The sequence below is a fragment of the Bacillus sp. AR13-1 genome, assembly GCF_008042285.1.
Taxonomy (GTDB): domain Bacteria; phylum Bacillota; class Bacilli; order Bacillales; family Bacillaceae_G; genus Bacillus_A; species Bacillus_A mycoides.
Genome location: NZ_QNUA01000031.1, coordinates 1 through 25644, shown reverse-complemented (window position 1 = coordinate 25644; position 25644 = coordinate 1). Strand labels below are relative to the sequence as shown.

Genomic DNA, 25644 nt, shown 5'->3' with positions numbered 1-25644 from the left:
TCCTTCCTTTCATAATCTAGTTTGTCAATGCGAATATTTAATTAACTAATGTCATTGGCGCTGTGTAAATTGTGTCAACAGATCCGTTAGCATTCGTAATTTCAACTTTATAACGGAATGTGCCTGCATCCCCAATATCTTCGCCATTGCCTGAGAAAGTAACTATTTCTTCATTTGAACCAGCTGGTAACATAGAGTTCCAATTGAACCAAGTTTCATAATAGCCCCAGCCAGTTTCATATTGTTTTTCGATAGCAACTTTGTAATTCACACTTTCAGCTCTATTATTTGTAACTTTTGCAATGACATTTTGTCCAAATCCGTATTCCGTAGCGTGTAATTGAATCGTGAAATTGTTCACTGTTTCGCTAGGGCCACAAATGTAACGACAATATTCGCTCGCTCCATCGGCATGAGCTTTAGGGGTTTCTATATTCATTGCTGTTAAACTACCAAGAGCCAATGTTCCCATTAATAATACTTTACCAAATTTTTTCATATAAAATCCCCCCTGAGTATGTTTTCAATTTGTTTAATAGTTGTCACATCAAGTAGTTATATGACATTAAGCAAATTGAATGTTCTTTTTCCCTGAGTACATTTGCTACCATTCTTCCATCTTGTAGTAATTTAATCTGTACATAAGATTCCATGGTTTTAAATCCTAAATATGTATCTGAATGTACATTGAATAGATCCTTTAATATATCGATGATACATTTGGTTTATTTACTTGTATCATCTCTTCATTACCGTTTATTGGTAAAAAGGTAATGTTATTATACATAATATTGGAATCTACTGACAAGAGCTAATAATTTTGATTTAGCCATTAACAGGAAAGAAAAGTATTAAATTAGGACGGTGTTCAAAAAGAAGATAAAAACATTTGAAATGTGTGAGAAATGATTTGCAGAACAATTAGAGCACAAGTGCTCTGGGAGTTTGTAAGTACTGTAACAGAAGAGAATATGAAGCAGAAGCAGGAGTTAGAGTCTACACCAGGTTTATTAGTAAATCTATTTAAAACTTGTAAAAGAAACCATTTAAAATCAAAAGAAAGCGAAATAGAAAGGATATTTAAGGAAATTTAAAAGGCCTTGTCATTTTAGACAGGGCCTTTCAAAAAGGGACACAATTGACAACTGAAGGTGACTTCATATTACCATTTTTGGTATTTTAATTCCAGGTATTCATATTGAGAAATAAAATGATTATTTTGTAGAGTGTGAGATGGGGAATACTGCCTATCAATTTTTCAGGACGGGAAGGCATAAGCAGAATTTTTTATTTGCTTTAAACAAGGGATAGAAGAAATACTTTTGCTTAGTAAAGTGAGTTAATCATAGTTCAAAGTTATGTGAAAAACTGTTTTCAGAATAGGTGTCCTTTTTGTTTTAAGAAGAGAATATATTTTCTCAACAGGACAAATGGTAAACATCTATAAGTACTATTTATAAGGATAATAAGAAAAGTAGAAATTAATAATAAAGGAGAATGCGAAATGAAAACAGTAGTATCTGATAGAGATCTAGCTGAAATCCGCGAAGAAGACGTAGATGTTTTAAAGGTAATGGCACATCCGGTTCGGTTACAAATTGTAAATGAATTAATGCACCATAAAATGTGTAATGTTACGCAGTTAACGGAAATATTAAGACTCCCACAATCTACTGTTTCACAGCATCTATCAAAATTAAGGAGAACCGTACTCCGTGCAGAAAGAAGAGGGTTAGAGATGCATTATTATATAGATAATGCTAAGGCTCGTCAGATTGTAGGAATTTTAGGTTTGTGGGTAAATAATAAGCAAAAAAGTTCCTTTTTATAAAGTAGGGAACTTTTTGCATGTTTATCAAAGTGTGTACCATTATAAAAGAATATGAGATTTAGAAAGGATGCCGATCTAAAATATTTTATATAGGGTGAATGGGGGAAGTGATAAGTAGCGGCTACATTACATTTTAAAATGAAACACATTTGACACTCCCACCCCTAAAGGGGTCAGCTGACTAACGTCAGTGGGATTCTTGCTACCAAAGGCGAAGTCCATTTCTGGTATCGCTGACGTGCAAGATTGCGGTGTGCCATCACCACTCCCACAACAGACCATATAGGTTCGTGGGCTACGGTACTGTGACCATACCGTACAGATTGTTGGTTCTCAAATTACAAAAACAATTAAATTGATACATTTAAGGTGCAAGTTATAAAAAATATTAAAGGGGGGATAAAGCATTATTTAAAAGGAACTGTTATAAACGGTGGACAGTTATACGGGTTATATGAACCTGAATATTGTTAAAGAAAGGACACTCATTTGAGTGTCCTTTCTCCGACTTGAACCATCTTAATTTTATTGTGTTGTTATCATATAAGAAAAGAAGACATCGATTAAGATGTCTTCTTTTCTTTGTACAATTGGTGTTAAGAAGGTATTGTATTGTTTAAAAAACATAAAAAAATATAACAATCATCGAGTAAGTTTATTATAGCATCAATAAATAGGATTTTAATATGTAACATTGCATATATATAGATTTATTTATTTTTTATCTATATAGTTTAATTGTCTGTTATTTGTTTTAATTCATTTACTTATATTATTTTTTGAGCGCTCCAGCAATGGAGCCTTTTTTTTATGCAATAAAACATTTTCTTTACATTATTTAGTCGATGTATATTAGCTTTTCCCTCTTAAAATATACCTATATTTTACCAAAATATTGTATAGACGACCAGTCTTTTTATGAGAATTTAGTGAGTTAATAGTATTAAATTTGAAAATAGTTTTTATATCGAAAGTAGTAGATGGATTATTCTGTATGTCAATCGATATGCTAAATTGCATATCGAAAAAAGTAGAATTTGTTAACGTTTTCAAAATAAGGAATATTTTTATAAATTTCTGCTAATATTAAACTTGTACTTATTATAAAACAAGGGGATGTTTATATGTTTAAAAAAGTTACATTAGGGATATCATCATTAGCGGTGGCGGCGGTAGTTGGGTTAGGAATGGCATCGGAGGCATCAGCAGGACCAGCAGCACCTCTAACTTCTTTAAGTGTAGTAAAAGTAGAATCACAATTGGGTGGAGTTGAATACATTAATCCTAATAGTTTTAGTACAACTAAAGATCATGGGGGAAGTTACTTATATGTTTACACAAAAGAAATAGGATATGGCCAGTTTCCTTTTGCCAAAATGAATGGATTTGATGTGAAAAGTATTGGTTCACAAATAATTGGTGGTAATCCTATTGTAGGTTGGGAATATAAATGGGACGCATCAAATCATCAAGAAGGGACTTTTGAATATCAAAAGACTTCAATAAATTATCCAAGAGATACGTGGCGCACTTCATTATATATTAAATAATTAGTTTTATATATTCGTAGCATGAAAATTCCTGCACCTTGTGTGGAGATTTTCATAAAGAAAAGGCACCCTTATGTAGGTGCCTTTTCCAATAGTTTGTTTAGCAGAAGCAGCTAGCTCCAACTATGATTAATAAAATAAATAGTACAACTAATAAAGCAAAGCCTCCAGCAAAGCCGCCACAACTACCGCAACTACCACCAAATCCCATTTTAATCTCTCCTTTGAGTAGGAGGGGAAAATTAAGGTCATTCATGTATTTTAACGGGTTCACTTTACCCTATGTTTTTACGGATTAATTGAGCAGGTCCTTTTGAAAATAAAAAAAGACACCCTAAGGTGCCTTCCTCCGACTTGAACCACTTTACTTTTAATAATATGTATTGGAAATTAAGTAAACACATCCTATAAAACAGAATCATTTATTTTTACCAGATTGTTAGTGTACAAATACAAGAGAATCGAGATCGTTTGTTTGGCTAGATTAAAGCAACGCCACATCTATATGGTTGAAATGTGTTACGCCTTCTAATCGGAGAATCTGCTTTATAGAACGTGTCCACAATTTATATTTTACTACATGTAATATTTATTTAGTGTAATTTTTTACAAATATGTATAATTGCATAAAGTTTACGAAAAAATGAGAGTATAATTTGGTATTGTGTAATAAAGATAAAGTCCACCTACGGAAATAGGTGGGCTTTTCCGATAGTTTGTTTAGCAGAAGCAGCTAGCTCCAACTATTATTAATAGAATAAATAATACAACTAGTAAAGCAAATCCTCCAGCGAAGCCGCCACCACCACAACTTCCACCAAAGCCCATAATAGTTCCTCCTTTAGATAAGAGGATAAAACAAGAGGTCACTCATGTATTTTAACGGATTCAATTTACTTTATGTTTTTATGCATTAATGGATCAAGTTCTTTTGAAAAAAAGAGAAAGCCAATCTAAGGCACTTCTCCTGAATATTAATAAATCGCATATATTAATAAAAACATATTATTTAATTAAATCAATAATAAGATTATTTAATATAATGTATTAATCCTAACAGAAGGGAGGAATAACCATGCAATTAGTTTGTTTCCAAGTAGTAAGTGGACAATACTTCTTAGTTGTAGAAGGTATCCAGATTCCTGTACCAATTCCAGCGTTTGCTGCAGCTCTATTAATTGGTTTAGGAGTAATCCCACTTTGTTCTTAATTTAAGGAATTGTAAGCAGTTTTACCTTTCAATCGATAAGCCCCTAAGTATATAAATGCTTGGGGGTTTTCTTATAAAAAAAAGACACCCTAAGGTGCCTTCCTGCGATTTGAACCAACGTAATATGGTATTGGATGCCAATCCAATTATTATTTTACCACGTTAGATAATTTCGAGTATTGAGAAATAGTAAAAGCACTCTTTCGAGTGCCGCTATTTACTTCACTACTTTATCCATAACTTCTTTATACTTATTAAACTCTTCATCTTTCATATCGCCATTCATCTGTAAAAGGAAATTCCCCTTAGCATATGTATGTGAGAAAAGCATTGGAGCTGAGTTTCCTAGCTCATCATAGTACTTCTTAGCTTTTTCTAAGTCTTCTTTCTTACTAAATTCAAACACACGGCCACCTTTATCCTCACCTAATTTAGGAATTAGGATTCGTTTACCATCTTTACGCATGTTACCGAACTCTTTTTGTGTTAGATCCGTAGCATTTTCAGCTTCTATACCAGCTTTCTTGAACTCGCTAATAAGTGAAGTTGTAGTAACCGGTTCAGGCTTTTTAGCTTCTTGTTTAGGTTTAGATTCAGTTGCAGTCTTCTCATTTGAACCACAAGCGGATAATCCCATAAGTAAGGCGCTACATGCTAATGCTGTAAGTAATCTGCGTTTCATTGTGTTACCCCCAGTATGTATTAGTTATATAAGCTGAAATGTAAGATTTCTTATCTCATGGTAGCAAACAAGTTATTTGTATTTTGTTATATTTTGTTGAATGAGAATAAAAAAAGCACTCACAAGAGTGCTTAACCATAAATCTAATGTTTTTTACTAGATTTTTTATGTCCTTTATTTCGTTCACAAGCCACGCCATCGCCATCGCGATCTAAATGTGAAGCATAAGCTGGGCTATCTGGAGTTATATCATAGTAACCGGCATTATTTGCATCTGTACAGTTTGCAAAGTGCACTTTCTCTTGTTTAGGTACAGCTTGTTGCTGAGGTGCTGTATTAGCAGTAGCTTTTTGTTGCTCCTGTTCTTTTGCCCGAGCTGCTTCTTGTTGTTTCTTTTGTTCTTCCTGTTGTCTTTGGGCCTCTTCTTGTTTTCGTTGTTCTTCTAATTTCTTTTGCTCTTCAGCCTTTTTCTGTTCTTCTAATCGTTTCTGCTCTTCAACTTCTTTTTGTTCTTCGGCTTTTTTCTGTTCTTCTATTTTCTTTTGTTCGTCTTCCTGTTTTTGCTCATCTAGTTTCTTTTGTTCATCTTCTTTTTTAGTTTCTTGTTTTGGTTCTTCTGATGTACTTGCTTTATCACTTGAACCACAAGCAGCCAATCCCATAAGTAACACGCTGCATGCTAAAGCCATTAATAATTTCTTGTTCATAATTTAATTCCTCCAAGATATATAAAATGTAATATTTCTGGACAATCTTATCAAAATAAACATTCTTATATTGTTATATTTTGTCGATTGGAAATAAAAAAAGAGAGCCGTATCTCTCATTGGTTAATTTGGTGAATTTTTTACATAATTTCACCTCTAAAAAATGGAAGAAAGTACATTCTTCCATTTCATGATACTGGTACTAGTTATCGGAATTGCAGGATTCATCTACCTGATGCAGATAGACAAACGGATTATGAAGGATGAAAAGTGATGGATAAACAGCAGCGTGACAAAGAAGAAATAGCAAACATAATCAAAATGATACGAGATTTAAGAGCTAAAGGGGTACATAACAGCGCAGATAAGGTAGAGGAAGCACATAAATATATTACTTTAGCTAAATAAAAAAACCTCGCAGGGGGCAAGGCTTTAAACAGGGTAAAAGAATTGTCGAGTAAATAAGAATTACTTCTTGAGAATGGCTTAATTTTAACACGATAACTCGTATGCATGTGTTACGGAATTATGAACTATTCTGATGTGCGAAGCATCATAAAGGGTGAGAAAAATGCATCCGCTAACTAAAATTAGCATAGTAAAAGGCCTGTGCAGATGCACAGGCTGGTTGATACACATATCGGTAATTAAATGTTAACAGATTTATTGAATAATCGTTATTGAGAAAATAAAAATAGTCGATTACCCCTAATTAATTGTTTCGTGAAACGATGCAATATTTTGTCCCTCTATTATAACATGGTCGTTTCTTCTAATTAAACAAGGAGTGAAAGCCTATGTTAGATAAAAATCAATCAAAAGTCTTCCTTCCTTCATGGGCATGGAAGGAAGAAATGAAAAAGAAGCAAAAGAAAAAGCGATTGAGTACATTACTCCCAATCGCTATCCAGGATACAAAATCATTGAAATAAGAGGCGATATATCGCTTTAGAAGGATTGGACCTAGTGTTTGATGAAAGCGAAGTGATTCAATTACGAGAAATGTGGGATGAGGATAAAGATATTCTTGAAATAGCAAAAGGGCTAGGAAGGAATCAACTAGAAATCGCCACATTAATCATGGATCAGGCAGATAAGAACAAAATTAAATCTCGTCCAATGGGGTTAGGGGCATGAAACAACTACCACGGGAGGGATATAGTCGGAATTTTTGATTATACTGCAACAAGTACAGCGGACAAATTTTTGAAGCGTAATAGCGTTATGACGTACTCAGTAAAGTTTTATGACAAAGACGAAAAGTGGAAGCTTCGTTGGTTTGAGGCGAAGTCCAAGAGAGAAGCTATAGAAATCATAGGATTACCAACATATTACCATAATAGGTAATGTGTTTCCAAATATTAGATGTTGAGAAATCTTTTTATAAATCCTTCATTCGGCACAACAAAGCAATCAGCTTAATTAGCTAACTGCTTGTTGTACAAAAGAAAATTAGGCCCTGCAAGTTAGGATGTGTAACGTTAAGTTACAGTTATAGTGTTAGCAGGACCGGAAATGTTATATGGGGATTAATGTAATGAAAATTTCATTTTGTCGAACTCTATTTGAATAAAGTAACTAAAATTAATTGATTGTATCCAATGCAAGGGATATTTTTGAATAAAGTAACTTTAATCAAAGGGGATATATATATAATGACTGGACAAAACAATCGTGGTGGGAAAAGAGAAGGAGCAGGACGTAAAGCGATCGGTGTAACAAGAAAAGTATCGTTAACTTTACCAACTGAGTTATGGAGTGAGATTGAGTTTCTGTGTGAATACGATGGGGGGAGTCAATCTAAAGTAATTCGAAAAATGTTAGAGACGCAGATACCGAAAACTCAAATGGTACGGGATATAAAAGAACTTCAGAATGCCAACATTGGTGCAAATATTACAAGTGATGAGGATGCCGTAGATTTTTGCGTGAAACTGGTTCACGAGATCTTTATACAGAAGAAGCATAAATATGAACCGGATTTAAAATAAAAGAGCAGCTAGCAAAAGCTAACTGCTCAGTCTTGAAGGAGATCTCGATTAGTACGGTTACACATAAGAGATTTCCGGCTGCTTAAAAGCCTAGCTACAGTATTGACGTGATTTTTAGTTTTATTCAGGGAGGTAGAGGGAAATGAATAAATTTATGCTGTTCCAACTTGGTTTTGGTCTGCAACATCAGCATCAAATGTGTTTGTCGCACTAACACTACTAAAGGTATTAGCAACAAAAGCAACATTGGATGAGCCTGAACCATTATAAGATTTTGTATTTTCCTTTGGAGAGACGTTATAAAAATCACCTAAGTTGAAAGAACCGTTGCTATTTTGTACAACCATGTTTCCAACAATAGATGGCATCAGTTTCACCTGCTTTCTTAGGAAGCGTTTAAATTAGAATATGGTCTATGAGTCTAGATGTTCATCTGAATCTGAAAATTTTAAAATGAGGGATGTTAGAAAACCTAATAAAATAATCCTTTTGTGGGGAAAAAGAATTTATAAAATAGGTACAATTCACGTTTAAATCATTTTTGAATGTAATAAGGTATCAAAAGGAGTAAAACGCTCCAAAATGGAAATGAGAGACGTTTGCATGAAAGGGATGAGAGGAATGGCAAATGCAAAGAAAAAGAAAATAAGAAAAGCTATCGTTCGTCGTGCGATATCCGTTGATAAATACCAAGTTAACAAAGCTTGGAGAAACATCTTTGTGCAGGCTGGTATTATTAAATAAATGAAAACAGAATACAGTCCGGCTAGAAAACTAGAGGATACCAATTTTTAGAGCAGCAATAAAGCTGTTTTAAGAAATGGTGTCCTCTTTATTTTTGAAAGGGGATGTGGGGAATGAAGGTATTAAAAGATCAACTACATGAATGGAAAAAGCAATCCAAACAAGGAAAGAAGAAAAACAAAAAAAATAAAAAGAGAAATTAAGTACTCGTGAAATTGAGGATTTAATGGGGATGCATAGACCTTGTTATGAACGTAGACGTGGAACGTTAAGACAAAAGTAATTTAAAAATAAAAAGGAGTGGTCTTACATGACTAAACAAACATCTTTCTTACCAAAAATTGATAGAACAGCAACGCAAGAGAAGTTAGAGGGTGTTCTTGAAAGTGTACGCATATATAGACAGTTCGGAATGATTCGTAAGGAAATGAAAGTCACTCCTTCTTATGAAATGAGAGAACACGGTCCGACACATACCGTTGGAAAGCCTTTAGAGGATGTGGCAATCGCTAATTTGCAACAAAGTGAGCATGAAGAGTGGTTGGAGTTAATGTCATTCCGTATTAATCAGTTTTTAAGTCGCTTAGGTAATGGCTGTGCTGGGAAGATGCAGAGGGAGATTATTAATAAGCGTTATTTAGAAGAAGAAGCTGTATGCGATTATATGGTCTATAACGAAATTGGAATGGCTGAACGTACATATCGCCGTTGGAAGTCCAGAGCATTTTATAATTTAGCTTTTGCTCTTAGATTAGAAGTTTACGAAACAGAAGAAGCTGGAGGTAATGAATAATGAACTTTGTTCAGCCAATACGTGATCTAGAGCAAATACAACAAATTAAAGAGTATTTAAGGGAAAAGAGTGAACGAAATTATATTTTATCATTTTAGCCAAGAAGACTCCTTCCTCAAGGGGCGTGAAGGGTCAAAGCCCAGTGAGTAGGTGGGAGATGAATTGGCTTCGAACAAGGGATGGCAGGAAGCTATCTTAATTGTTCGACATACATAAAGTGTTACTTCACTATCAGTCGAATGTATGTTTGGTGTATAATAGTCATATACCGAAATGGAGGTGAATCAAATGATGATTAATAAAGCCTATAAGTTTCGTATCTACCCAAATAAAGCACAAGCAATTCTAATCAACAAAACGATTGGTTGTTCTCGCTTTGTATTCAATCATTTCCTATCCCTATGGGATCGCGCATACAAAGAGACAGGAAAAGGTTTGACATATGGTACATGCTCTGCCAAACTTCCTACCATGAAGAAAGAGTTTGTTTGGCTAAAAGATGTAGATAGTATTGCGATTCAGTCGTCTGTTCGCAACCTTGCGGATGCTTATACACGCTTTTTCAAAAAACAAAACAGCGCCCCGCGCTTTAAATCTAAGAAGAACAACGTACAATCTTATACTACAAAACAAACAAATGAAAATATTGCTGTTGTAGGAAACAAGATAAAGTTGCCGAAACTAGGCCTTGTTCGATTTGCCAAAAGTCGCGAAGTAAAGGGACGTATCTTAAATGCTACAGTTAGACGGAAACCTTCTGGCAGATACTTTGTGTCATTGTTAGTGGAAACAGAAGTACAAGAACTTCCGAAAACACATTCTTACATCGGAATGGATGTGGGACTAAAAGATTTCGCCATTTTGTCAGATGGAACAACCTATGAAAATCCGAAGTTTTTTCGATCATTAGAAGAGAAATTGGCGAAAGCACAGCGTGTTCTTTCTAGAAGAAGGAAAGGATCTTTGCGCTGGAATAAACAGCGAGTAAAGGTAGCTAGAATTCATGAATACATGGAAAATGCTAGAAAAGATTACTTGGACAAAATCTCAACTGAAATCATCAAAAACCACGATGTTATCGGTATAGAGGATTTGCAAGTATCGAATATGTTAAAGAATCATAAGTTAGCAAAAGCAATTAGTGAGGTATCCTGGTCGCAATTTCGATCCATGTTAGAATACAAAGCAAAATGGTATGGCAAACAAGTTATTGTCGTATCAAAAACATTTGCTTCCAGCCAATTATGTTCTCGTTGTGGATACCAAAACAAAGACGTTAAAAATTTAAACCTACGTAAATGGGACTGCCCTTCTTGTCGTACACACCATGATAGGGATATTAACGCAAGTATCAATCTAAAGAATGAAGCGATAAGGCTTCTAACCGCAAGGGCTGCGGGGATAGCCTAATAAATTAGAGTTCGATAGAACTCTTTACTTAGGAATCCCTCAGCGAAAGTGGGGGTGGTTCAAGAGGAAGGATTATTGCAGGGCTATGACTTTAAAGTAATGGAATCTATTACAGAATTAAATGATTCTATGAAATCTTTAAATAAAGAACATGAATTATGTCGCGTAGTCGCAGGTTATTCTTGGAAATGGGCTACACAAAAGGATAAGAATCTATATGATATAAAAGATACTGTTACAGGTGATACATTCAAATGGAACTCGAAGGTAAAAGGTTGGATTAACTTTGAGAATAGTGTAGAGGAAATAGGGTGTATTCATACTACCCAGGGCGCTGATTTAAATTATGTTGGTGTGATATTAGGGGCCGAAATTGATTGTAATTACACGGGTGAAGAAAATGGAGACTATGATTTGAATAAAGCAAAGGTCATCGTCAATCCAAAAGAGTATAAAGATCGAAATGGTCTTCCGATTAAGGGAACTGATTTAAATAATGAAGAGTTAACATCCTATATTAAACGTATCTATTACGTATTATTATCTCGCGGGATAAATGGATGTTACGTCTATGCAGTAAATCAAAATATGCAGAGATATCTAAAAGAAATAGTAAGAATAAGTCAATAATTATGAAAAGAAGTTACTTGAATTAGAGTAGCTTCTTTTTATTTAATAAAAATGAAAGGGTATATAGGTATTAAGCGATAATACTAAAGTTATATTTTATTGTTAACCGGATTTTTGAAAACGTTAGGGTAGAAATTTAATATTTTTTATAAAAAAAGAATTGACTTTCGTCTTAGTTGTAACTAATATAGTTACATAAAGTTGTAATCGAATTAGTTACAATCAATACCTATTTTAAGTGGAAATACGATTTGTATATTTATTTAAGGATGGTGGTTCACACGTTGCCGCTAAGGGTAGATAGTTACTGACATATTAAAAGAAATGCATATTCCGTACTGTAGTATTTTCTACTTTGGGGTAATAATATACATCGTTGTCTTTTGCTAAAAATCTTAGTTGCTCTTTCTTTGAAAGGGTTAGTTTTTGAAAAATATAGTAAGGTGCCTCAAAAAAGAACAAGATACTAAAAAAGATGTACTTTTACAAACCAAAAAGTTGGCTGAGAATTTTAAGTGATAGCTGAACTGGTAAATAAAAATAAAGGTAGGAGATTTAAATGGAAACGAAACAAGGTAACTTTATATATGTATGGGACGCATATTGTGGATGGTGCTATGGCTTTTCAGAAAGTATTAAAGGATTTTACCAAAAACACACTGAAGTGCCGTTAACGGTTTTATGTGGAGGGTTATTTTTAGATGAGTTACCAATAAAAAATTTCTCATATATAGAAGAGGGAAATAAAAGAATTAATCAACTTACAGGTGCAGAGTTTGGTCCTTCATATCAAAAATTGGTGGAAGAAGGTACTTTTAAAATGAATTCGAAAGATGCTGCAATTGGCTTTTCCGCTTTACGTTCATTAGCGCCAGACCGTTTGTTAGAATTCACTTCGGCTATGCAAAAAGCGTTTTATTATGAGGGGAAAAGTCTAAGTGACCCTGAAACATATCGTAAGATTGCAATTGAGCATGGTTTGGATCCTGAACAAGTAATAGAGCGTTTAAATGCTCAAGAAACAATTGTAGATGTACAAAATGATTTCAATAAGGTTCGACAGCTTGGTGTTAATAGTTATCCTTCATTATTTTTACAAAAGGATAATCAAATTATTCCTATTGGTGGCGGGGTAATGACGCCAGATAAAATCGAAGCACGTTTCAAAAATTTATATTAAAAAACTTTAAGTTAAAGTATATAACATTTAACGTTTTAAAAAAGACTAGAAGTGGATGGACTTAAATCTTTCTGATAACAGTTATAGTTTCTATTTGTTATTAAAGAAGGTCCAATTATGATTTTACTATAGATCACAGTAGCAAACATGTTAGCTTACGCCAACCGACATACATCTCCTATCTATTTGCTGTTGCGATTAACTATGCAGGAGAATTGAGGAGGGGCCTTCTGTCGGAACAAGATAAAAATGTGTTATCTATTCAATAACTTTAACAAAAGGAGAATAACATTCTATGTTTAAAACAATCGATACAAATCTAAATGATGTAAAATTGACGGTGTTTAGTTCGGATGAAAAAAGTTTTATGGTAACTGCAACCTTAGTTGAGAAAGCAGGACATGCATTTTTAATAAACTCAAAATTTACTCAATCTGATTCGAAAGAAATTGTAGATTATCTGAAAAACAATAACTTATCCCTAGATAAAATCTTTATTATACATGGGGATCCTGATTATTACTTTGGGTTAGAAAGTATTAAAGATGCTTACCCAAGAGCCATAGCGTATGCAACAGAGTCTACTGTTGAACATATTGTTCATTCTGTATTAGGGAAATTAAAAGTTTGGAAAGATGTACTAGGAGAAAATGCACCAAACAATGTGGTATTACCTCAAGTTATTAAAGAGAAAACAATTGATTTTCAAGGTTTAGCATTTGAACTTGTAGGCTTAGATGATTACAGAACTAGCTTATTTAATAAAGAGCTAAAATTATTGATTGGAGGCATTGATGTATTTAACGAAATCCATGTGTTCTTAGCAGATACTAGCTCAAAAGCAGCAATGGAGGCAGGGATTGAGAACTTGAAAGTATTACAAGCGTTAAATGCTGACATTATTGTACCAAGCCATGGATCAATCGGAAAATCCTTAGATAATCAAGCGATTATTGCAACTATGGATTATCTAAGAACTGCAATTCAAGCTTCTGAGGAAAGTAAAACTTCAAAAGATTTTGTAGCAAAACTTGAAACAGCATATCCAGGCTATGCTAATAAAGGTGTATTGGAATTAAGTGCAAAAGTTGTAACAAAAGAAATGCCATGGGGTTAATGCTATGAATAAATATCAAAAACTATTACATGAAACGTATGTGTTAACTGGCGAGGGAAAAATGGATGCTTTCAAAACATATTTAAGTGAAAATGTATCTTGGACAGAAGCTGCTGGGTTTCCATATGCGGGCACTTATATAGGTCCTGATGAAGTAGTGAAAAATGTACATGAACGTCTTGGAACTGAATGGGATAACTATAGCGCTAAAGATGAAATTTATGCTTTTAATAACAATACTGTTATCGTGTATGGAAAATATAGTGGAACATATAAAGTAACAGGGAAATCATTCATAGCAGATTTTTGTCATCTTTATGAGTTTGATGAGAACGATAAGGTTAAGAAGTTTATTCAAATTGTGGACAGTGCAACTGTTAATGAGGTATTAAGTTAGAGTTACCAGTTTCAAATATCAACATTTACCTTTAACAGAGCCAAAAATTAAAACAAGGTCCCTTAATCATGTTAAAGGGACCTTGCTCACGCAAATGATCTGTAAATCAATTTATCTTTGATATACAGATCATTTGTATGATAATTTTTGTGAATAATTGCTAAATAGTGAACTTACATAAATGCTTTTAGAAGTTCTTGAATTAATGGGATTGCTCCACCTATAAATTTTAAAACTGCCATTGCGATTTCCATATTATGCTCTCCTCTTTTTTCGTATTAAGATGTGATAAATCTTTATAATCTTATTATAGTAAGCGCTTACAATTATAACAATGAATTTTTTTATGCAATATTGCATATTTATTCATTAGATCTCTATTATTCATTTTTTAATGGTACTATAGCGAGGTGAGAGTCTTTAAGGGTTCTCCTTAATAGGAGGAAATATGGAAAGAGTGCAGGCGATTTACAGTAATCAAAAATTTAAGAGTTGGGTTAAACAGGTATTAGCTGTAGGAGGAGTAATAGGGTGCTGCTATTTGGTGTTATATGTTTTCTGTTTCTTAGTTATCATGTAAATATTATACAACTAAACTAGTAGAGTCTTGCCTAGAGAGGTAAGGCTCTTTTATTGTAGTACCTGGAGATGGGCAAACAATATACAATACTTCTTAGGTTTGTCAGATTACTTTGTATCGTGCCTTGTTTCTCTATATTCTAGAACACTAACTCCTATCATTGAGAGTTAATAAACTTCTATTTAAAGTTTCCATTTATATTGAAAACAGAATTCTATTGATAAAAAATATGTTTTTACTAGATACATATTAAAAAGACAAGCATAAATTATATTAGATTTTAGCAAAATCTTTTTGCCTTGGAAAAGGATTTAAATCTTACTTATAGATTTGATTCCTTTTTATATACCATAATCCTTATATTACTATGTAAATATAATACAGTAATAATGATTTAAAAGCAAGAATATTAGTAGGGGTACGTTCACACATCCATCAACTTAAGATTTTAAAGTAGCCCGTGAACTACTCGCCACTTAGCAAAGCTTGAAGTGGGAGCTTCTCAGTTCCACGACGAAAGTACCCTTTCGTCTCCCTGAGCGTTACTTCGGGGTGTTCCACCCCTAGATGTCCAACGCTTGGACGCTCTTTTGGTACGGTTGATATTTTACGCAGGAACCGAATGGCTTGGTTTTCGCACTCTATTTTCTTCCTGCAACCTCATATATCAAGTTATCAAAGAACTTCATATAGCTAGTTTATCAAAAGTTTTTGGCTATGCCAAACCGAAATTCATCTCCCACCTACCGTTGGGCTACGCCCTTCACACGCTTGAGGAAGGAGAATTCTTTCGGGGAATTAGTTAAATTAAAATCATATTGGCTAACGTAAAGAATACCAATCATTTACTTCTCCTATCAGCACAAGTAAATGATTGGTATTTCTCATTAATATTGCTAAAACTGAACTACGAGCAGAATACTTTATTTCATTCTTTTTTCCCTTACAGTTTGATCTTGTAATCGCTGTTATTCTTTTATCAGTCATTCCTACATAAGCGTTGGATATTTTGCAGGTTTGTCCAGACTGAAAAGAGCTTATTAAACCATCCATTATTCACGTTCTTCTTCATATATTTGTACCACAATTATTTTTTTGTTGTTAAAACTAGTTTTTAAGAAGCATATGCTTTAGCAACTGCAGAAATTCTTTATCACTTTTATCATCTTTTATATAATCCTGTTCATAGTTAAAAATCATTCGCACTAACATAAAAGCTGTTAGCGGTAATGGTACCTTATGAAAAGCCCCTTGCTGATAACCTTTTTCAAGCAAATTACTTATCATTTTAATTGCTTCTTCTTCAGATTTTTTAAAACAAGCTATAATTTCAGGTGAATGGTACTCTTTATATTCTTGAAAGAGTGTAGAAACAAATGGGTCTTGATGATATTCTAGGCTGATATAATGAAGAATTTTTTGTATTCGAAGTAAAACATCTTTTTCCTCTTTATATAAATCAAATAATTGTGAGCGTTTAAGCTGAATATGACGCATATAGCAGTCACATAATATTTCAGTTTTATCTGTATAGTAATAATAAATAGTACCTTTACCAACTTTAGCTTTCTTTGCAATTTCATCGACCGTTGTGTTACGGACACCACCCATAGAGAACAGTATTGTGGCAGATTGAATGATTTTCATTTTTTTATTTTCTTTTTCTAATTTGATCATTGTCTACACCCTATCCTTGAAATATTTAGCGAAGTTTTCTTTCATTACATTCTGTATCAGTCCATTTGTAATTTTTTAACTCCTAATAGAAAGTCCTCTATTTGCTTCTTATAGAATAACATACACCATTCTCATTTCTAGTATATAACTATAATAGAATGCAACTTTATAACTTAGGATAAAAATGAAAGTTTAAGGTAATAACTTTTTAATCAGACGATGAGAATTCAAGTGAAAGGGGACAGTGATTTCTTTCTTGATTGAATTATTTGATTTTTTATTCAATTCGTTTTATTATATAAACATGACTAAAAGATGTTTTTAGTCGGATTTTTTTACGGAAAACCGACTGATATTTAATTTTAGTCGGTTTCTATACTATTTGAGAGAAGGTAGACACTATGTGTGGAATTGCAGGGTGGATAGACTGGTCTAAAGACCTGTCTCATGAACAAGAAACGTTAAAAAAAATGACAGATGCTATCACTCACCGAGGGCCTGATGCAGAGGGGCATTGGCTTTCAAAACGAGCAGCATTAGGTCATCGACGTCTCATCGTCATTGATCCTGAAGGTGGCCTTCAACCTATGCTGTATAAAGATGGAAATGATACGATTGTCCTTACGTTCAATGGAGAAATTTATAACTATCAAGAATTACGTAAAGAACTTGAGGGGAAAGGTCATGAATTTCAGACAAAGTCTGATACAGAGGTATTACTACATGCTTATTTAGAATGGCAAGAAGATTGTGTTCAACACTTAAATGGGATTTTTGCTTTTGGTATTTGGGATGAAAGATTTGGGAAATTGATGCTTGGTCGTGATCATCTAGGTGTGAAGCCTTTATTTTTCGCTCAAAGAGGAAGCGCAATTCTCTTTGGTTCAGAGTTAAAAGTTTTGCTTTCGCATCCGCTTGTAAATGCAGAAGTAGATAAAGAAGGACTTTCTGAGGTATTTTGTCTTGGACCAACACGTACTCCTGGTCATGCGATTTTTAAGGATATACATGAAGTACGTGCGGGTCATTATATGACGTTTACCTCTAATGGTTCAAATACGACACAGTATTGGAAACTTGAAAGTAAAAAACATATAGATGATATTGATACGACAGTGGAGACAATCCGCTCCATTTTACAAGATACTGTTAAACGCCAGTTAATTGCTGATAGACCAGTGGTATCTATGCTTTCCGGAGGTTTAGATTCAAGTGGTCTAACAGGTTTAGCAGGAAACGAATTTGGGAATAAAGGGGAACGTCTTCATACATATTCCTTGAATTTCATCAATGATGAAAAAGACTTTGAGCAAGACTTCCTTCGTTTTGATCGTGATGAACCTTGGGTGAAACGTGTGGCTGAATATGTAGGAACAAAGCATCACTCTATAGAGTTAGGATCAGATAGTTTAATAGAGCATTTATTAATTCCAATGCGAGCGCGTGATCTACCGGGAGTTGGGGAACTAGAAACGTCTCTTTATTTGCTATTTAAGGAAATGAAAAAAGACGCAACAGTTGCACTTTCAGGCGAATCCGCAGATGAAGTGTTCTCAGGATATCCATGGTTCCATCAAGAGAAGTTTTTAGATGCAGAGATATTCCCTTGGAGTGTTAATTTATGGTATAGTACAGAAATTTTATCAGAGGATTTTAAAGAAAAGATTAGCCCTGAAAAATATCAAAAACAAAAATTTGAAGATGCGGTTGCTGAGGTTCCTTTTTTAGAAGGTGAAAGTGATCTGCAAATGAAGCAACGTCAAATGTCTTACATGTTTATTACACGTTTCTTGCCATTTATGCTAGAACGAAAAGATCGTACAAGTATGATGAATGGCTTTGAAGTACGAGTTCCATTTTGCGATTACCGGCTTGTAGAATACTTATGGAATGTTCCATTCGAAATGAAAAGCATAGACAATATTGAAAAAGGTATTTTACGTCGAGCTTTTGAAAATGTACTTCCAGAGGATGTACTTTATCGCAAAAAAAGTGCATATCCAAGCACAAAGGATGCTTCTTATCTACAAGGTATTAGTGATTGGATGTTACATGTGTTGAACGATCCTCAATCACCTATTTTACCATTAATAAATGTAGAAAGAGTTCGTGCTATTGCAGAAGGAAAAGACAAAGTAATTTCTGGTAATGATGCACGAAGTATAATAGATTATTTACTTCAAGTTAATAGTTGGCTTCAGGAATATAATATTAAATTAGTATGATAAATGTAATCTTCGAATAAAGAGGATAGATGAATCCTTAATGACCTAAGTGAACCGCATCTCCAATGTATTAGATAGTTATCTAACATTTGGAGATGCGGTTTTATTATCTTGATTTGCAATAACGCTAATCAGTCAGTAAATTAGAATTGAATAAGGGACATGGAAAGAACTAGGGGGAATAATATGAATTGGAGGTCCCACGTAAAGGAGAATACGATGAACCTTTTAACAGGTTATCCGAGAATTACAACATAACACTGGTAGAGTGGAATCATGATGTAGACCATGTTCATATTTTGTTCAAGGCACATCCGAATACAGAAATGACAAAATTCATCAATGCTTATAAGAGTGCAAGTTCTCGACTAATCAAGAGAGACTTTCCACAAGTGAAAAAGAAACTTTGGAAAGAGATGTTTTGGTCAAGAAGTTTTTGCTTACTAACTACTGGTGGTTCGCCAATAGATGTAGTAAAGAAATATATTGAAAATCAAGGTGAAAAGTGAGGTGAAATGATATGACAAAGCATAATAAAGCATATAAATTCCGTTTGTATCCAACAGAAGACCAAGTACATCTTATGCGTAAAACCTTCGGCTGTGTACGTTTCGTGTATAACAGAATGTTAGCTGAACGGAAAGAAGCCTATGAAAAACACAAAGATGATAAGGAACAACTAAAGAAACAAAAGCTTCCCACTCCTGCGAAATACAAATCAGAATTTGAGTGGTTAAAAGAAGTTGATTCATTAGCTTTGGCAAATGCTCAACTAAACTTGCAAACTGCCTATAAGAATTTCTTTAGTGGTCAAAATGACTTCCCAACATTCAAAAGCAAAAAAGACAGAAAGTCTTATACAACGAATGTAGTGAACGGAAATATTATGTTGCTTAACGGTCATATCAAATTACCAAAACTGAAAATGGTACATATCAAACAGCATAGAGAAATACCACAAGACCATATAATCAAGTCATGTACGATTTCTATGACACCTACTGGTAAATACTATGTGTCCATTTTGACTGAATACGAAAAAGAGATTGTACAAAAAGAAGTAGAAACAGTTGTTGGATTAGACTTTGCGTTGGATGGATTATACGTCAGTTCTGAGGATAAGAAAGCCAATTAACCTAAGTTCTACCGTGAAATGTTAGACCGATTAGCAAAAGCACAACGAGTATTATCAAGAAGAACAAAAGGTTCTATTCGTTGGGATAAACAACGTATCCGTGTAGCTAAGTTACATGAAAAAGTAGCAAACCAACGTAAGAACTTCCTTCATCATAAGTCTAAAGAGTTAGCTACTCATTTTGATATTGTAGCTATTGAAGATCTAAATATGAAAGGAATGTCGCAAGCACTTCATTTTGGAAAAAGTGTCGCTGATAATGGGTGGGGTATGTTCACTTCTTTCTTAGCTTATAAACTAAACGAACAAGGAAAACAACTTGTGAAAATAGACAAATGGTTTCCTTCCACAAAAACATGTAGCAGTTGTGGAAATGTAAAAAATATGTCATTGTCTGAACGAGTATATTCTTGTATATGCGGTGTAAATCTCGATAGAGATTATAACGCAGCTATCAATATCAAAAATGAAGCAATACGCCTATTAGCGTTAGCATAGATAGCAATAAAATAACCCGTGGAACAAGGGAGTTAGCTCGGCTGTCTTAGGACGAATTCGTTAGCTATCAAAAGTAACGACTAACCGAGAAGCCCCCACTTCAAACAGTCCATTAGGACGTTAAGTGGCGGGTAGTTCACAATACTCTATTCTATCTGTAGAATCCTAAGAAAGTATGACGTTTTATTACTTGTGAAAGAACATAAATTTTTCGCAAGTGAACTTACTAGTATTAGTTTTCTGACTCGAATCCTTTTATGAAAATATAGTAGCAAATTTCGTTTAATCTTATTTATTTTATGGGAATTATAAGGTATACTAAAAGTAGGTGCAAAAATGCACTATTTGAAAAAGAGTGCAAGGCAAAAAGGAATCCGTAAAGGGTTCCTTTTTTATTTTTTAGAAAACGAAGCAACATTCTAAATATCTCTGTCTTTTTTATATGTGAATGAACTTTCACTTTATAAACTTAAAAGGTATTTTGGGGAAATTGCCATATTCCTGTAACAAAACAAAGGTATGTTATGTGTGTAAAATATATATAGAAAGAAGGAAAAACTGTGAAAAAAGTTTTGCCAATCGTTGCACTATTAGGCATGATAAGTTTTGGAGTACAGGAAATGAATGTGAAAGCTGATACTTATCAAAAGAGCGATTCCAAAATTCATTTTTGGGATTCAAAAAGAAAAGGTACTAATTTTATGAATAGCACTTCATTACCTGAAAACTATAAAAGTGCAAAGGAAGCTAATATTGAATATGTTCGTTTAGCACCTGATAAATGGGCAAAAGATAAAGATTTTTTATTTGAGGATAAACCAGATACTTCTGGAAAGGATTTTCTGATAGGTAATGCAGATAACTATCAGGGATTAGTAAAGGAGGATCTAGAAAAATTGAAAGCGGATTTAGATGCCGCACAATCGCAAGGAATGAAAGTTGTTCTTACAATGTTATCTTTACCTGGTGATCGATGGCGTCAATTTAATAATAATAAGAATGACGACAGAATATGGGAAGATGAGAAGTATCAAGAACAAGCAAGTGAGTTTTGGAAGGACCTTGCTCTAGAACTAAAAGATTATCCTGCAGTGGTTGGGTACAATATTATAAATGAACCGCATCCAGAAACAGCCAAAAATAATAGATATAATGATTTTTGGACGGAAGATTACGAGAAATGGTATGAAAAAGTGAAAGGAACCACAGCTGATTTAAATAGATTTTATCAAAAGGTTATTAACTCTATTCGTGAAGTGGACCAAGAAACACCGATTATTTTAGATGCAGGTTTATATGCTACTCCATGGGCCTTTAAATATTTAAAACCAGTAAAGGATAAAAAAACACTTTATGCATTTCATATGTATGAGCCGTATGAATTAACGAGCCAAGGTGAAAAACAAAACAAGGAATTTCAATATCCGGGATTTGTAAAAGTAGGAGATTTAGAGAAACCTGTAATGTGGAATAAGCAGGGATTAGAGAAATTTTTAAAGCCAATTCAACAATGGTCTAAGAAAAATCATGTACCATCTAATCGAATTATTGCAGAGGAATTTGGAATTAACCGTACTGTCCCAGGTGCAACCCAATACATGCAAGATCTTATTTCTATCTTCAACCAAAAAGGTTGGCATAAATCATTCTATGCATTCCGTGAAGACACATGGACGGGAATGAATTATGAATTAGGAACAGGAAAAATAAAATGGGACGAAGAGGGTAAACCGATACGTCAAGATAATCCACTTTGGGATGTAATAAAAAAAGATTTACAGGCGCATAAATAGTTTAGAATGTTAGGATTAAGGACTAAATGTAAGCATCTAATTCAAATAGAATTAGATGTTTTTTATCATTTTAGCCAAGAAGACTCCTTCCTCAAGGAACGTGAAGTGCCACAGTCCAGTGAGTAGGTAAGTGAGAAGAGCATTTGATTTCCATTTCCTAAATCGTCATAGTACTTTTTAGCCTTTTCAAGATCTTCTTTGTTTTTAAATTCGAATAATCTACCGCCGCTATCTTCTCCTAAAGCAGGTACCAGAATACGTTTCGCATTTTTTCTAGTATTATCAAACTCTTTTTGTGGTAGATCAGTAGGCTCTTCTGCTTCTAATCCTGCACCTTTGAATTTTTACTAACTGTAACATTACTTGCCATTGATTTAATGCTATCACAAGCTGTTCAACTGAATAATAGTAGAGTGCCAATAAGAAATACTGATAATTTTTTAAACATATTAGTTCTATCCTCCTAATGTAAATAAATACCTAAACGTCATAACAAACTATTGATCAATGAACATTGCCCCATTTATCAAAACGTAACCGGAAGAACGGGCATGGGTGGTAAGAATCCGCGATAAGACGAAAGTAGTTTTTAGACACGATATATTGCCTTATTCTCCAAAATATATATTGGTTCCTGTAGTTAGATACTCTAATGCTAGTGCATTTTCTGTATATACGGCAGCAAATTAAAATTCATACTAAATTAATTGTAATATATGAAGGTACTTATAATAAAAAATCCATATATTTTTTCGTTTTAATATTTAAAACTTATGTATACATGTTACAATATAGTCCTCCAATTTATTTTATTCTTCTATTTAGAATTTATGGTTCAGTAATCCAATAAAAAAGCGGCTGTAGTAACTAAATTTGTTAATGAAGTGAAGAATTTAGAGTAGTTTAAAAAGCCATTGAGTAGAATTATCCAGGGGATATATTCACTTAGTTAAGTTTTAGGGGATTTCTTATGTTAAGGATTTCATACAATTTAAATAGGCCTAAATTAAACCTTTTATCCAATCAAAACTAAAAACCATTTTAATAGAGTGAAGTATATATTTAATACGGTTTATTTGGAATAATTCTTAGTTTTATATTTGCTTAAAATAGAAAAATAACATATTTGTAAGGGGGGATAAATAAAACTTCGCTTGTGAAAGCTATATCGCTATCTGTGAAGATGTATGTAAAAGAATATAGTAGTGACTTCATTTCAAATGATACCATAAATAATTGTAGAAAAAGATAAAGGAGTAAACATTTAAATAAATAATATGAGTTGTAAGAATGAAAAGGAGAAGTAAATCGTGTTTAATATAAAAAAAAAATTGGAACAAATAAAGCTAAAAACGAAGTTGTCTATGGCATTTATTGCAATATTAATTATACCTAGTCTTATCGTAGGAATAACATCTTATGATAAGGCGAAAACAGATCTTAATAAAACAATTCTACAAACAGCAAAAGATAATGTAAGTATTTTAGATAAGATTGTTGATGATGAATTAGAAAATAAATATATAGATGTAACTTATTTTGCAAAATTACTCACACAAGGCAATTATAATCCTGATCAATTACAAAATGTACAGAGTAAATTTGAACAATATATACAGTTACATCCAGAGATAGAAACAATTTATTCCGCATCCAGTAACAATCAATTTATTCATGCGCCTGTTGGAGAAATAACAGAAGGAGTTAATCCGTTAGAAAGTAGTTGGTATAAGGATGCTGTAAAAGCAAATGGTGAAATTATTGTTTCATCTCCGTATAAATCAAAGGCTACTGGAAATATGGTAATAGCAGTTGCTAAACAAAATGAAGATAAAAGTGGTGTCATTGGTATGGACTTGAATATTGATGATATCGTAAAAACATCTAAAATGATAAAAGTAGGAAAGCAAGGTTTTGTATCTATAGTGGGGCAAGATAAAACTATAGTTGTTCATCCAACATTAAAACCTGGTGAAAAATTAGAGAAATCTTTAGCAGATGAACTTTATAAGAAAGAAGATGGAGAGATTACGTATAGCCTCAATGGTGAGGATCGAAGCATAAGCTTTAAGACAAATAAAAAAACAGGGTGGAAAATAGCTGGTGTAATGCCTACGAAAGAAATTGAAGAAGCTACCAATCCTATTTTTTATAAAACATTTGCTATAATAGGAGCTTCTTTATTATTAGGTGGAATTATAATTTTCTTCATTCTTAGATCTATTATTAATCCACTAAGACAATTAGTTATTTCAGCTCAAAGAATTAGTCGAGGAGATTTAACGGAGAAAATTGATATTCGTTCAAAGGATGAACTTGGTCAATTGGGTGATAGTTTCAATGCAATGGCAGAGTCTTTACGCAATATTATTTCACAAATTAACACATCTGCAGGACATGTAGCAGCTTCTTCTGAGGAACTAACTGCTAGTGTAGAGCAAGCAAGTGTTGCAACAGAACAAATTACAAAAGAAATGGAAGAAATCTCACATAGTGCAGAAGTTCAACATAATGAAGTTGAGTCTGGAGCTAAATTAATAGGTGAGGTAACACGAAATATTCAATGTGTAGCTGATAATGCTTCTGAAGTATCGACCTCATCTTTATACACAAAACAAAAAGCAAATGAGGGGGAACAATTAGTAGAACAAACTGTAACACAAATGCAGTCTATACATAATTCTGTTTCCCAATCCGATAATGTAATTAAATTATTAGATAAGAAATCGCAGCAAATAGGCACTATATTAGAAGCGATTCAAAATATTGCTGAACAAACAAATCTACTAGCACTAAATGCGGCGATTGAGGCGGCTAGGGCAGGAGAACAGGGACGTGGATTTGCAATTGTTGCGGATGAAGTTGGGAAATTAGCGGAACAATCAAGACAATCTTCAATGGAAATTGGAAGTTTAATTAAGGAAATACAATTAGATGTACACGAGACTGTAAAAGCTATGAATGAAGTGGGAATAGAAGTACAGTCGGGAATTAAGGTCGCGAATGATACAAAACAAAGTCTTTATGAAATTTCAAATGCAGCGAATGATATCGTTTCCAAAGTACATGGTATGGTGGAGCTATCAAATAAGATGACATCTGATGCAATGCAAGTCGATACATCTATTAACCAAATAGCAGTGGCTGTAAAAGAGAATACCACAAGTATGCAAACTATAGCTGGTTCATCCGAAGAACAACATGCTTCCATGGAAGAGATAAATTCTTCAGCAATTCAATTAGCACAAATGGCTGAAGAACTTCAAGATTTAATTGGAGGATTTAAGGTATAAGTTCAGATTATAGGAAAGAATAACAGGAAGTATGTTAAAGAGTGTTAGTTGAAAATCTTTTAAGGTTCATTTCTACATTGTGCATGTTTGATTGGTAACAGTGTGTAGTAGCAAAGATGACACTGGAATTTCCATTACCCCATACCGAAAAAAAAGGGTATAGGTATACTTTCCTGTTTAAAATGTTGTTCGTATAGGAAG

General features: G+C 33.5%; 25 protein-coding genes and 7 pseudogenes. 22 read left to right on the top strand and 10 right to left on the bottom strand.

From position 1 onward, the window contains the following. Positions 1-37: 37 nt before the first annotated feature. Complete coding sequence (locus tag DN408_RS21230) at positions 38-499, bottom strand: hypothetical protein (RefSeq protein WP_002017099.1); 462 nt, start codon at positions 497-499, stop codon at positions 38-40. A 406-nt stretch (positions 500-905) separates the two neighbouring features. Here DN408_RS21230 and DN408_RS31570 point away from each other — a divergent pair, with 406 nt between their 5' ends. From DN408_RS31570 to DN408_RS21220, 3 genes are all read left to right on the top strand, one after another. Further along, the gene (locus DN408_RS31570) at positions 906-1094 is read left to right on the top strand and encodes a hypothetical protein (RefSeq protein WP_179957912.1); all 189 of its coding nucleotides are present in this window, start codon (positions 906-908) and stop codon (positions 1092-1094) included. 410 nt (positions 1095-1504) lie between these two features. Beyond that, entirely contained in the window at positions 1505-1831 is a 327-nt protein-coding gene (locus DN408_RS21225) for an ArsR/SmtB family transcription factor (RefSeq protein ID WP_078178648.1), read from the top strand. 1124 nt (positions 1832-2955) lie between these two features. Then, the gene (locus tag DN408_RS21220) at positions 2956-3381 is read left to right on the top strand and encodes a DUF4879 domain-containing protein (RefSeq protein WP_002017095.1); all 426 of its coding nucleotides are present in this window, start codon (positions 2956-2958) and stop codon (positions 3379-3381) included. A gap of 100 nt (positions 3382-3481) precedes the next feature. Here DN408_RS21220 and DN408_RS21215 read toward each other — a convergent pair whose 3' ends face one another. Then, the gene (locus DN408_RS21215) at positions 3482-3592 is read right to left on the bottom strand and encodes a YjcZ family sporulation protein (RefSeq protein ID WP_113766092.1); all 111 of its coding nucleotides are present in this window, start codon (positions 3590-3592) and stop codon (positions 3482-3484) included. Positions 3593-4101: 509 nt separating this feature from the next. Then, positions 4102-4209 carry a YjcZ family sporulation protein gene (locus DN408_RS21210; protein WP_078178596.1) on the bottom strand — a complete coding sequence of 36 codons (108 nt, stop codon included), beginning with the start codon at positions 4207-4209 and terminating at the stop codon, positions 4102-4104. Positions 4210-4456: 247 nt separating this feature from the next. Between DN408_RS21210 and DN408_RS32160 the strand changes: the two genes are divergently transcribed. Next, positions 4457-4591: a hypothetical protein gene (locus DN408_RS32160; protein WP_002016520.1), complete on the top strand. Its 135-nt coding sequence runs from the start codon at positions 4457-4459 to the stop codon at positions 4589-4591. Positions 4592-4808: 217 nt separating this feature from the next. On the opposite strand, the gene DN408_RS21205 is transcribed toward DN408_RS32160, so the two are convergent. Together DN408_RS21205 and DN408_RS21200 are read right to left on the bottom strand one after the other, a co-directional pair. Then, positions 4809-5273, bottom strand: a complete 465-nt coding sequence (locus tag DN408_RS21205; RefSeq protein ID WP_002016521.1) for a hypothetical protein — start codon at positions 5271-5273, stop codon at positions 4809-4811. Positions 5274-5416: 143 nt separating this feature from the next. Further along, on the bottom strand, positions 5417-5980 hold the full coding sequence (locus tag DN408_RS21200) for an excalibur calcium-binding domain-containing protein (protein ID WP_033716033.1): 564 nt from the start codon (positions 5978-5980) through the stop codon (positions 5417-5419). Between the two features lie 273 nt (positions 5981-6253). Between DN408_RS21200 and DN408_RS32155 the strand changes: the two genes are divergently transcribed. The 5 genes and pseudogenes from DN408_RS32155 (at position 6254) to DN408_RS21185 (ending at position 7971) form a co-directional block, all read left to right on the top strand. After that, a complete protein-coding gene (locus tag DN408_RS32155) occupies positions 6254-6388 on the top strand; it encodes a hypothetical protein (RefSeq protein ID WP_002016524.1) in 135 nt (44 codons plus the stop codon). A 389-nt stretch (positions 6389-6777) separates the two neighbouring features. Continuing rightward, entirely contained in the window at positions 6778-6912 is a 135-nt protein-coding gene (locus DN408_RS32150) for a hypothetical protein (protein ID WP_016093845.1), read from the top strand. 10 nt (positions 6913-6922) lie between these two features. After that, complete coding sequence (locus DN408_RS21195) at positions 6923-7117, top strand: hypothetical protein (protein WP_033716034.1); 195 nt, start codon at positions 6923-6925, stop codon at positions 7115-7117. After that, positions 7114-7294, top strand: a pseudogene (locus DN408_RS32145) (hypothetical protein); the annotation flags it as partial. The gene DN408_RS21195 and the pseudogene DN408_RS32145, both read left to right, overlap by 4 nt. Positions 7295-7635: 341 nt before the next feature. After that, positions 7636-7971, top strand: coding sequence for a hypothetical protein (locus DN408_RS21185; protein WP_016093844.1), 336 nt, complete (start codon positions 7636-7638; stop codon positions 7969-7971). A 152-nt stretch (positions 7972-8123) separates the two neighbouring features. On the opposite strand, the gene DN408_RS21180 is transcribed toward DN408_RS21185, so the two are convergent. Next, positions 8124-8339 (bottom strand): spore germination protein, encoded by a 216-nt coding sequence (locus tag DN408_RS21180; RefSeq protein WP_002016530.1) that lies wholly within the window; start codon positions 8337-8339, stop codon positions 8124-8126. Between the two features lie 253 nt (positions 8340-8592). Here DN408_RS21180 and DN408_RS21175 point away from each other — a divergent pair, with 253 nt between their 5' ends. The 8 genes and pseudogenes from DN408_RS21175 (at position 8593) to DN408_RS21135 (ending at position 14242) form a co-directional block, all read left to right on the top strand. Then, complete coding sequence (locus DN408_RS21175) at positions 8593-8715, top strand: DUF3983 domain-containing protein (protein ID WP_087943100.1); 123 nt, start codon at positions 8593-8595, stop codon at positions 8713-8715. 310 nt (positions 8716-9025) lie between these two features. Next, positions 9026-9508: an ArpU family phage packaging/lysis transcriptional regulator gene (locus DN408_RS21170; protein WP_078178597.1), complete on the top strand. Its 483-nt coding sequence runs from the start codon at positions 9026-9028 to the stop codon at positions 9506-9508. Next, positions 9508-9597 (top strand): annotated as a pseudogene (locus DN408_RS21165) (site-specific integrase); the annotation flags it as partial. The gene DN408_RS21170 and the pseudogene DN408_RS21165, both read left to right, overlap by 1 nt. 199 nt (positions 9598-9796) lie before the next feature. Further along, on the top strand, positions 9797-10918 hold the full coding sequence (gene tnpB, locus DN408_RS21155; protein ID WP_078178598.1) for an IS200/IS605 family element RNA-guided endonuclease TnpB: 1122 nt from the start codon (positions 9797-9799) through the stop codon (positions 10916-10918). A gap of 57 nt (positions 10919-10975) precedes the next feature. Further along, positions 10976-11548, top strand: a pseudogene (locus tag DN408_RS21150) (DNA/RNA helicase domain-containing protein); the annotation flags it as partial. Positions 11549-12107: 559 nt separating this feature from the next. Continuing rightward, positions 12108-12728, top strand: a complete 621-nt coding sequence (locus DN408_RS21145) for a DsbA family protein (protein WP_078178599.1) — start codon at positions 12108-12110, stop codon at positions 12726-12728. Positions 12729-13023: 295 nt separating this feature from the next. Then, positions 13024-13845, top strand: coding sequence for an MBL fold metallo-hydrolase (locus DN408_RS21140; protein ID WP_078178600.1), 822 nt, complete (start codon positions 13024-13026; stop codon positions 13843-13845). 4 nt (positions 13846-13849) lie between these two features. Continuing rightward, positions 13850-14242, top strand: coding sequence for a nuclear transport factor 2 family protein (locus tag DN408_RS21135; protein WP_042889832.1), 393 nt, complete (start codon positions 13850-13852; stop codon positions 14240-14242). A 173-nt stretch (positions 14243-14415) separates the two neighbouring features. Here DN408_RS21135 and DN408_RS31750 read toward each other — a convergent pair. From DN408_RS31750 to DN408_RS21120, 3 genes and pseudogenes are all read right to left on the bottom strand, one after another. Further along, positions 14416-14602, bottom strand: a pseudogene (locus DN408_RS31750) (hypothetical protein). Positions 14603-15644: 1042 nt separating this feature from the next. Next, positions 15645-15875 (bottom strand): hypothetical protein, encoded by a 231-nt coding sequence (locus DN408_RS21125; protein WP_078178601.1) that lies wholly within the window; start codon positions 15873-15875, stop codon positions 15645-15647. Between the two features lie 54 nt (positions 15876-15929). Beyond that, positions 15930-16499 (bottom strand): TetR/AcrR family transcriptional regulator, encoded by a 570-nt coding sequence (locus DN408_RS21120; RefSeq protein ID WP_002065376.1) that lies wholly within the window; start codon positions 16497-16499, stop codon positions 15930-15932. 401 nt (positions 16500-16900) lie between these two features. Between DN408_RS21120 and asnB the strand changes: the two genes are divergently transcribed. The 4 genes and pseudogenes from asnB (at position 16901) to DN408_RS21100 (ending at position 22150) form a co-directional block, all read left to right on the top strand. After that, positions 16901-18724 carry an asparagine synthase (glutamine-hydrolyzing) gene (asnB, locus tag DN408_RS21115; protein ID WP_078178602.1) on the top strand — a complete coding sequence of 608 codons (1824 nt, stop codon included), beginning with the start codon at positions 16901-16903 and terminating at the stop codon, positions 18722-18724. A 221-nt stretch (positions 18725-18945) separates the two neighbouring features. Next, a pseudogene (tnpA, locus tag DN408_RS21110) lies at positions 18946-19233 on the top strand (IS200/IS605 family transposase); the annotation flags it as partial. A gap of 11 nt (positions 19234-19244) precedes the next feature. After that, positions 19245-20357, top strand: a pseudogene (locus DN408_RS21105) (RNA-guided endonuclease TnpB family protein). Positions 20358-20917: 560 nt separating this feature from the next. Then, the gene (locus DN408_RS21100) at positions 20918-22150 is read left to right on the top strand and encodes a glycoside hydrolase family 5 protein (RefSeq protein WP_061673914.1); all 1233 of its coding nucleotides are present in this window, start codon (positions 20918-20920) and stop codon (positions 22148-22150) included. A gap of 119 nt (positions 22151-22269) precedes the next feature. On the opposite strand, the pseudogene DN408_RS32140 reads toward DN408_RS21100, so the two are convergent. Continuing rightward, positions 22270-22598 (bottom strand): annotated as a pseudogene (locus tag DN408_RS32140) (stress protein); the annotation flags it as partial. A gap of 862 nt (positions 22599-23460) precedes the next feature. On the opposite strand from DN408_RS32140, the gene DN408_RS21090 reads away from it, so the two are divergent. After that, on the top strand, positions 23461-25443 hold the full coding sequence (locus tag DN408_RS21090) for a methyl-accepting chemotaxis protein (RefSeq protein WP_078178603.1): 1983 nt from the start codon (positions 23461-23463) through the stop codon (positions 25441-25443). The last annotated feature ends 201 nt before the right edge of the window (positions 25444-25644 follow it).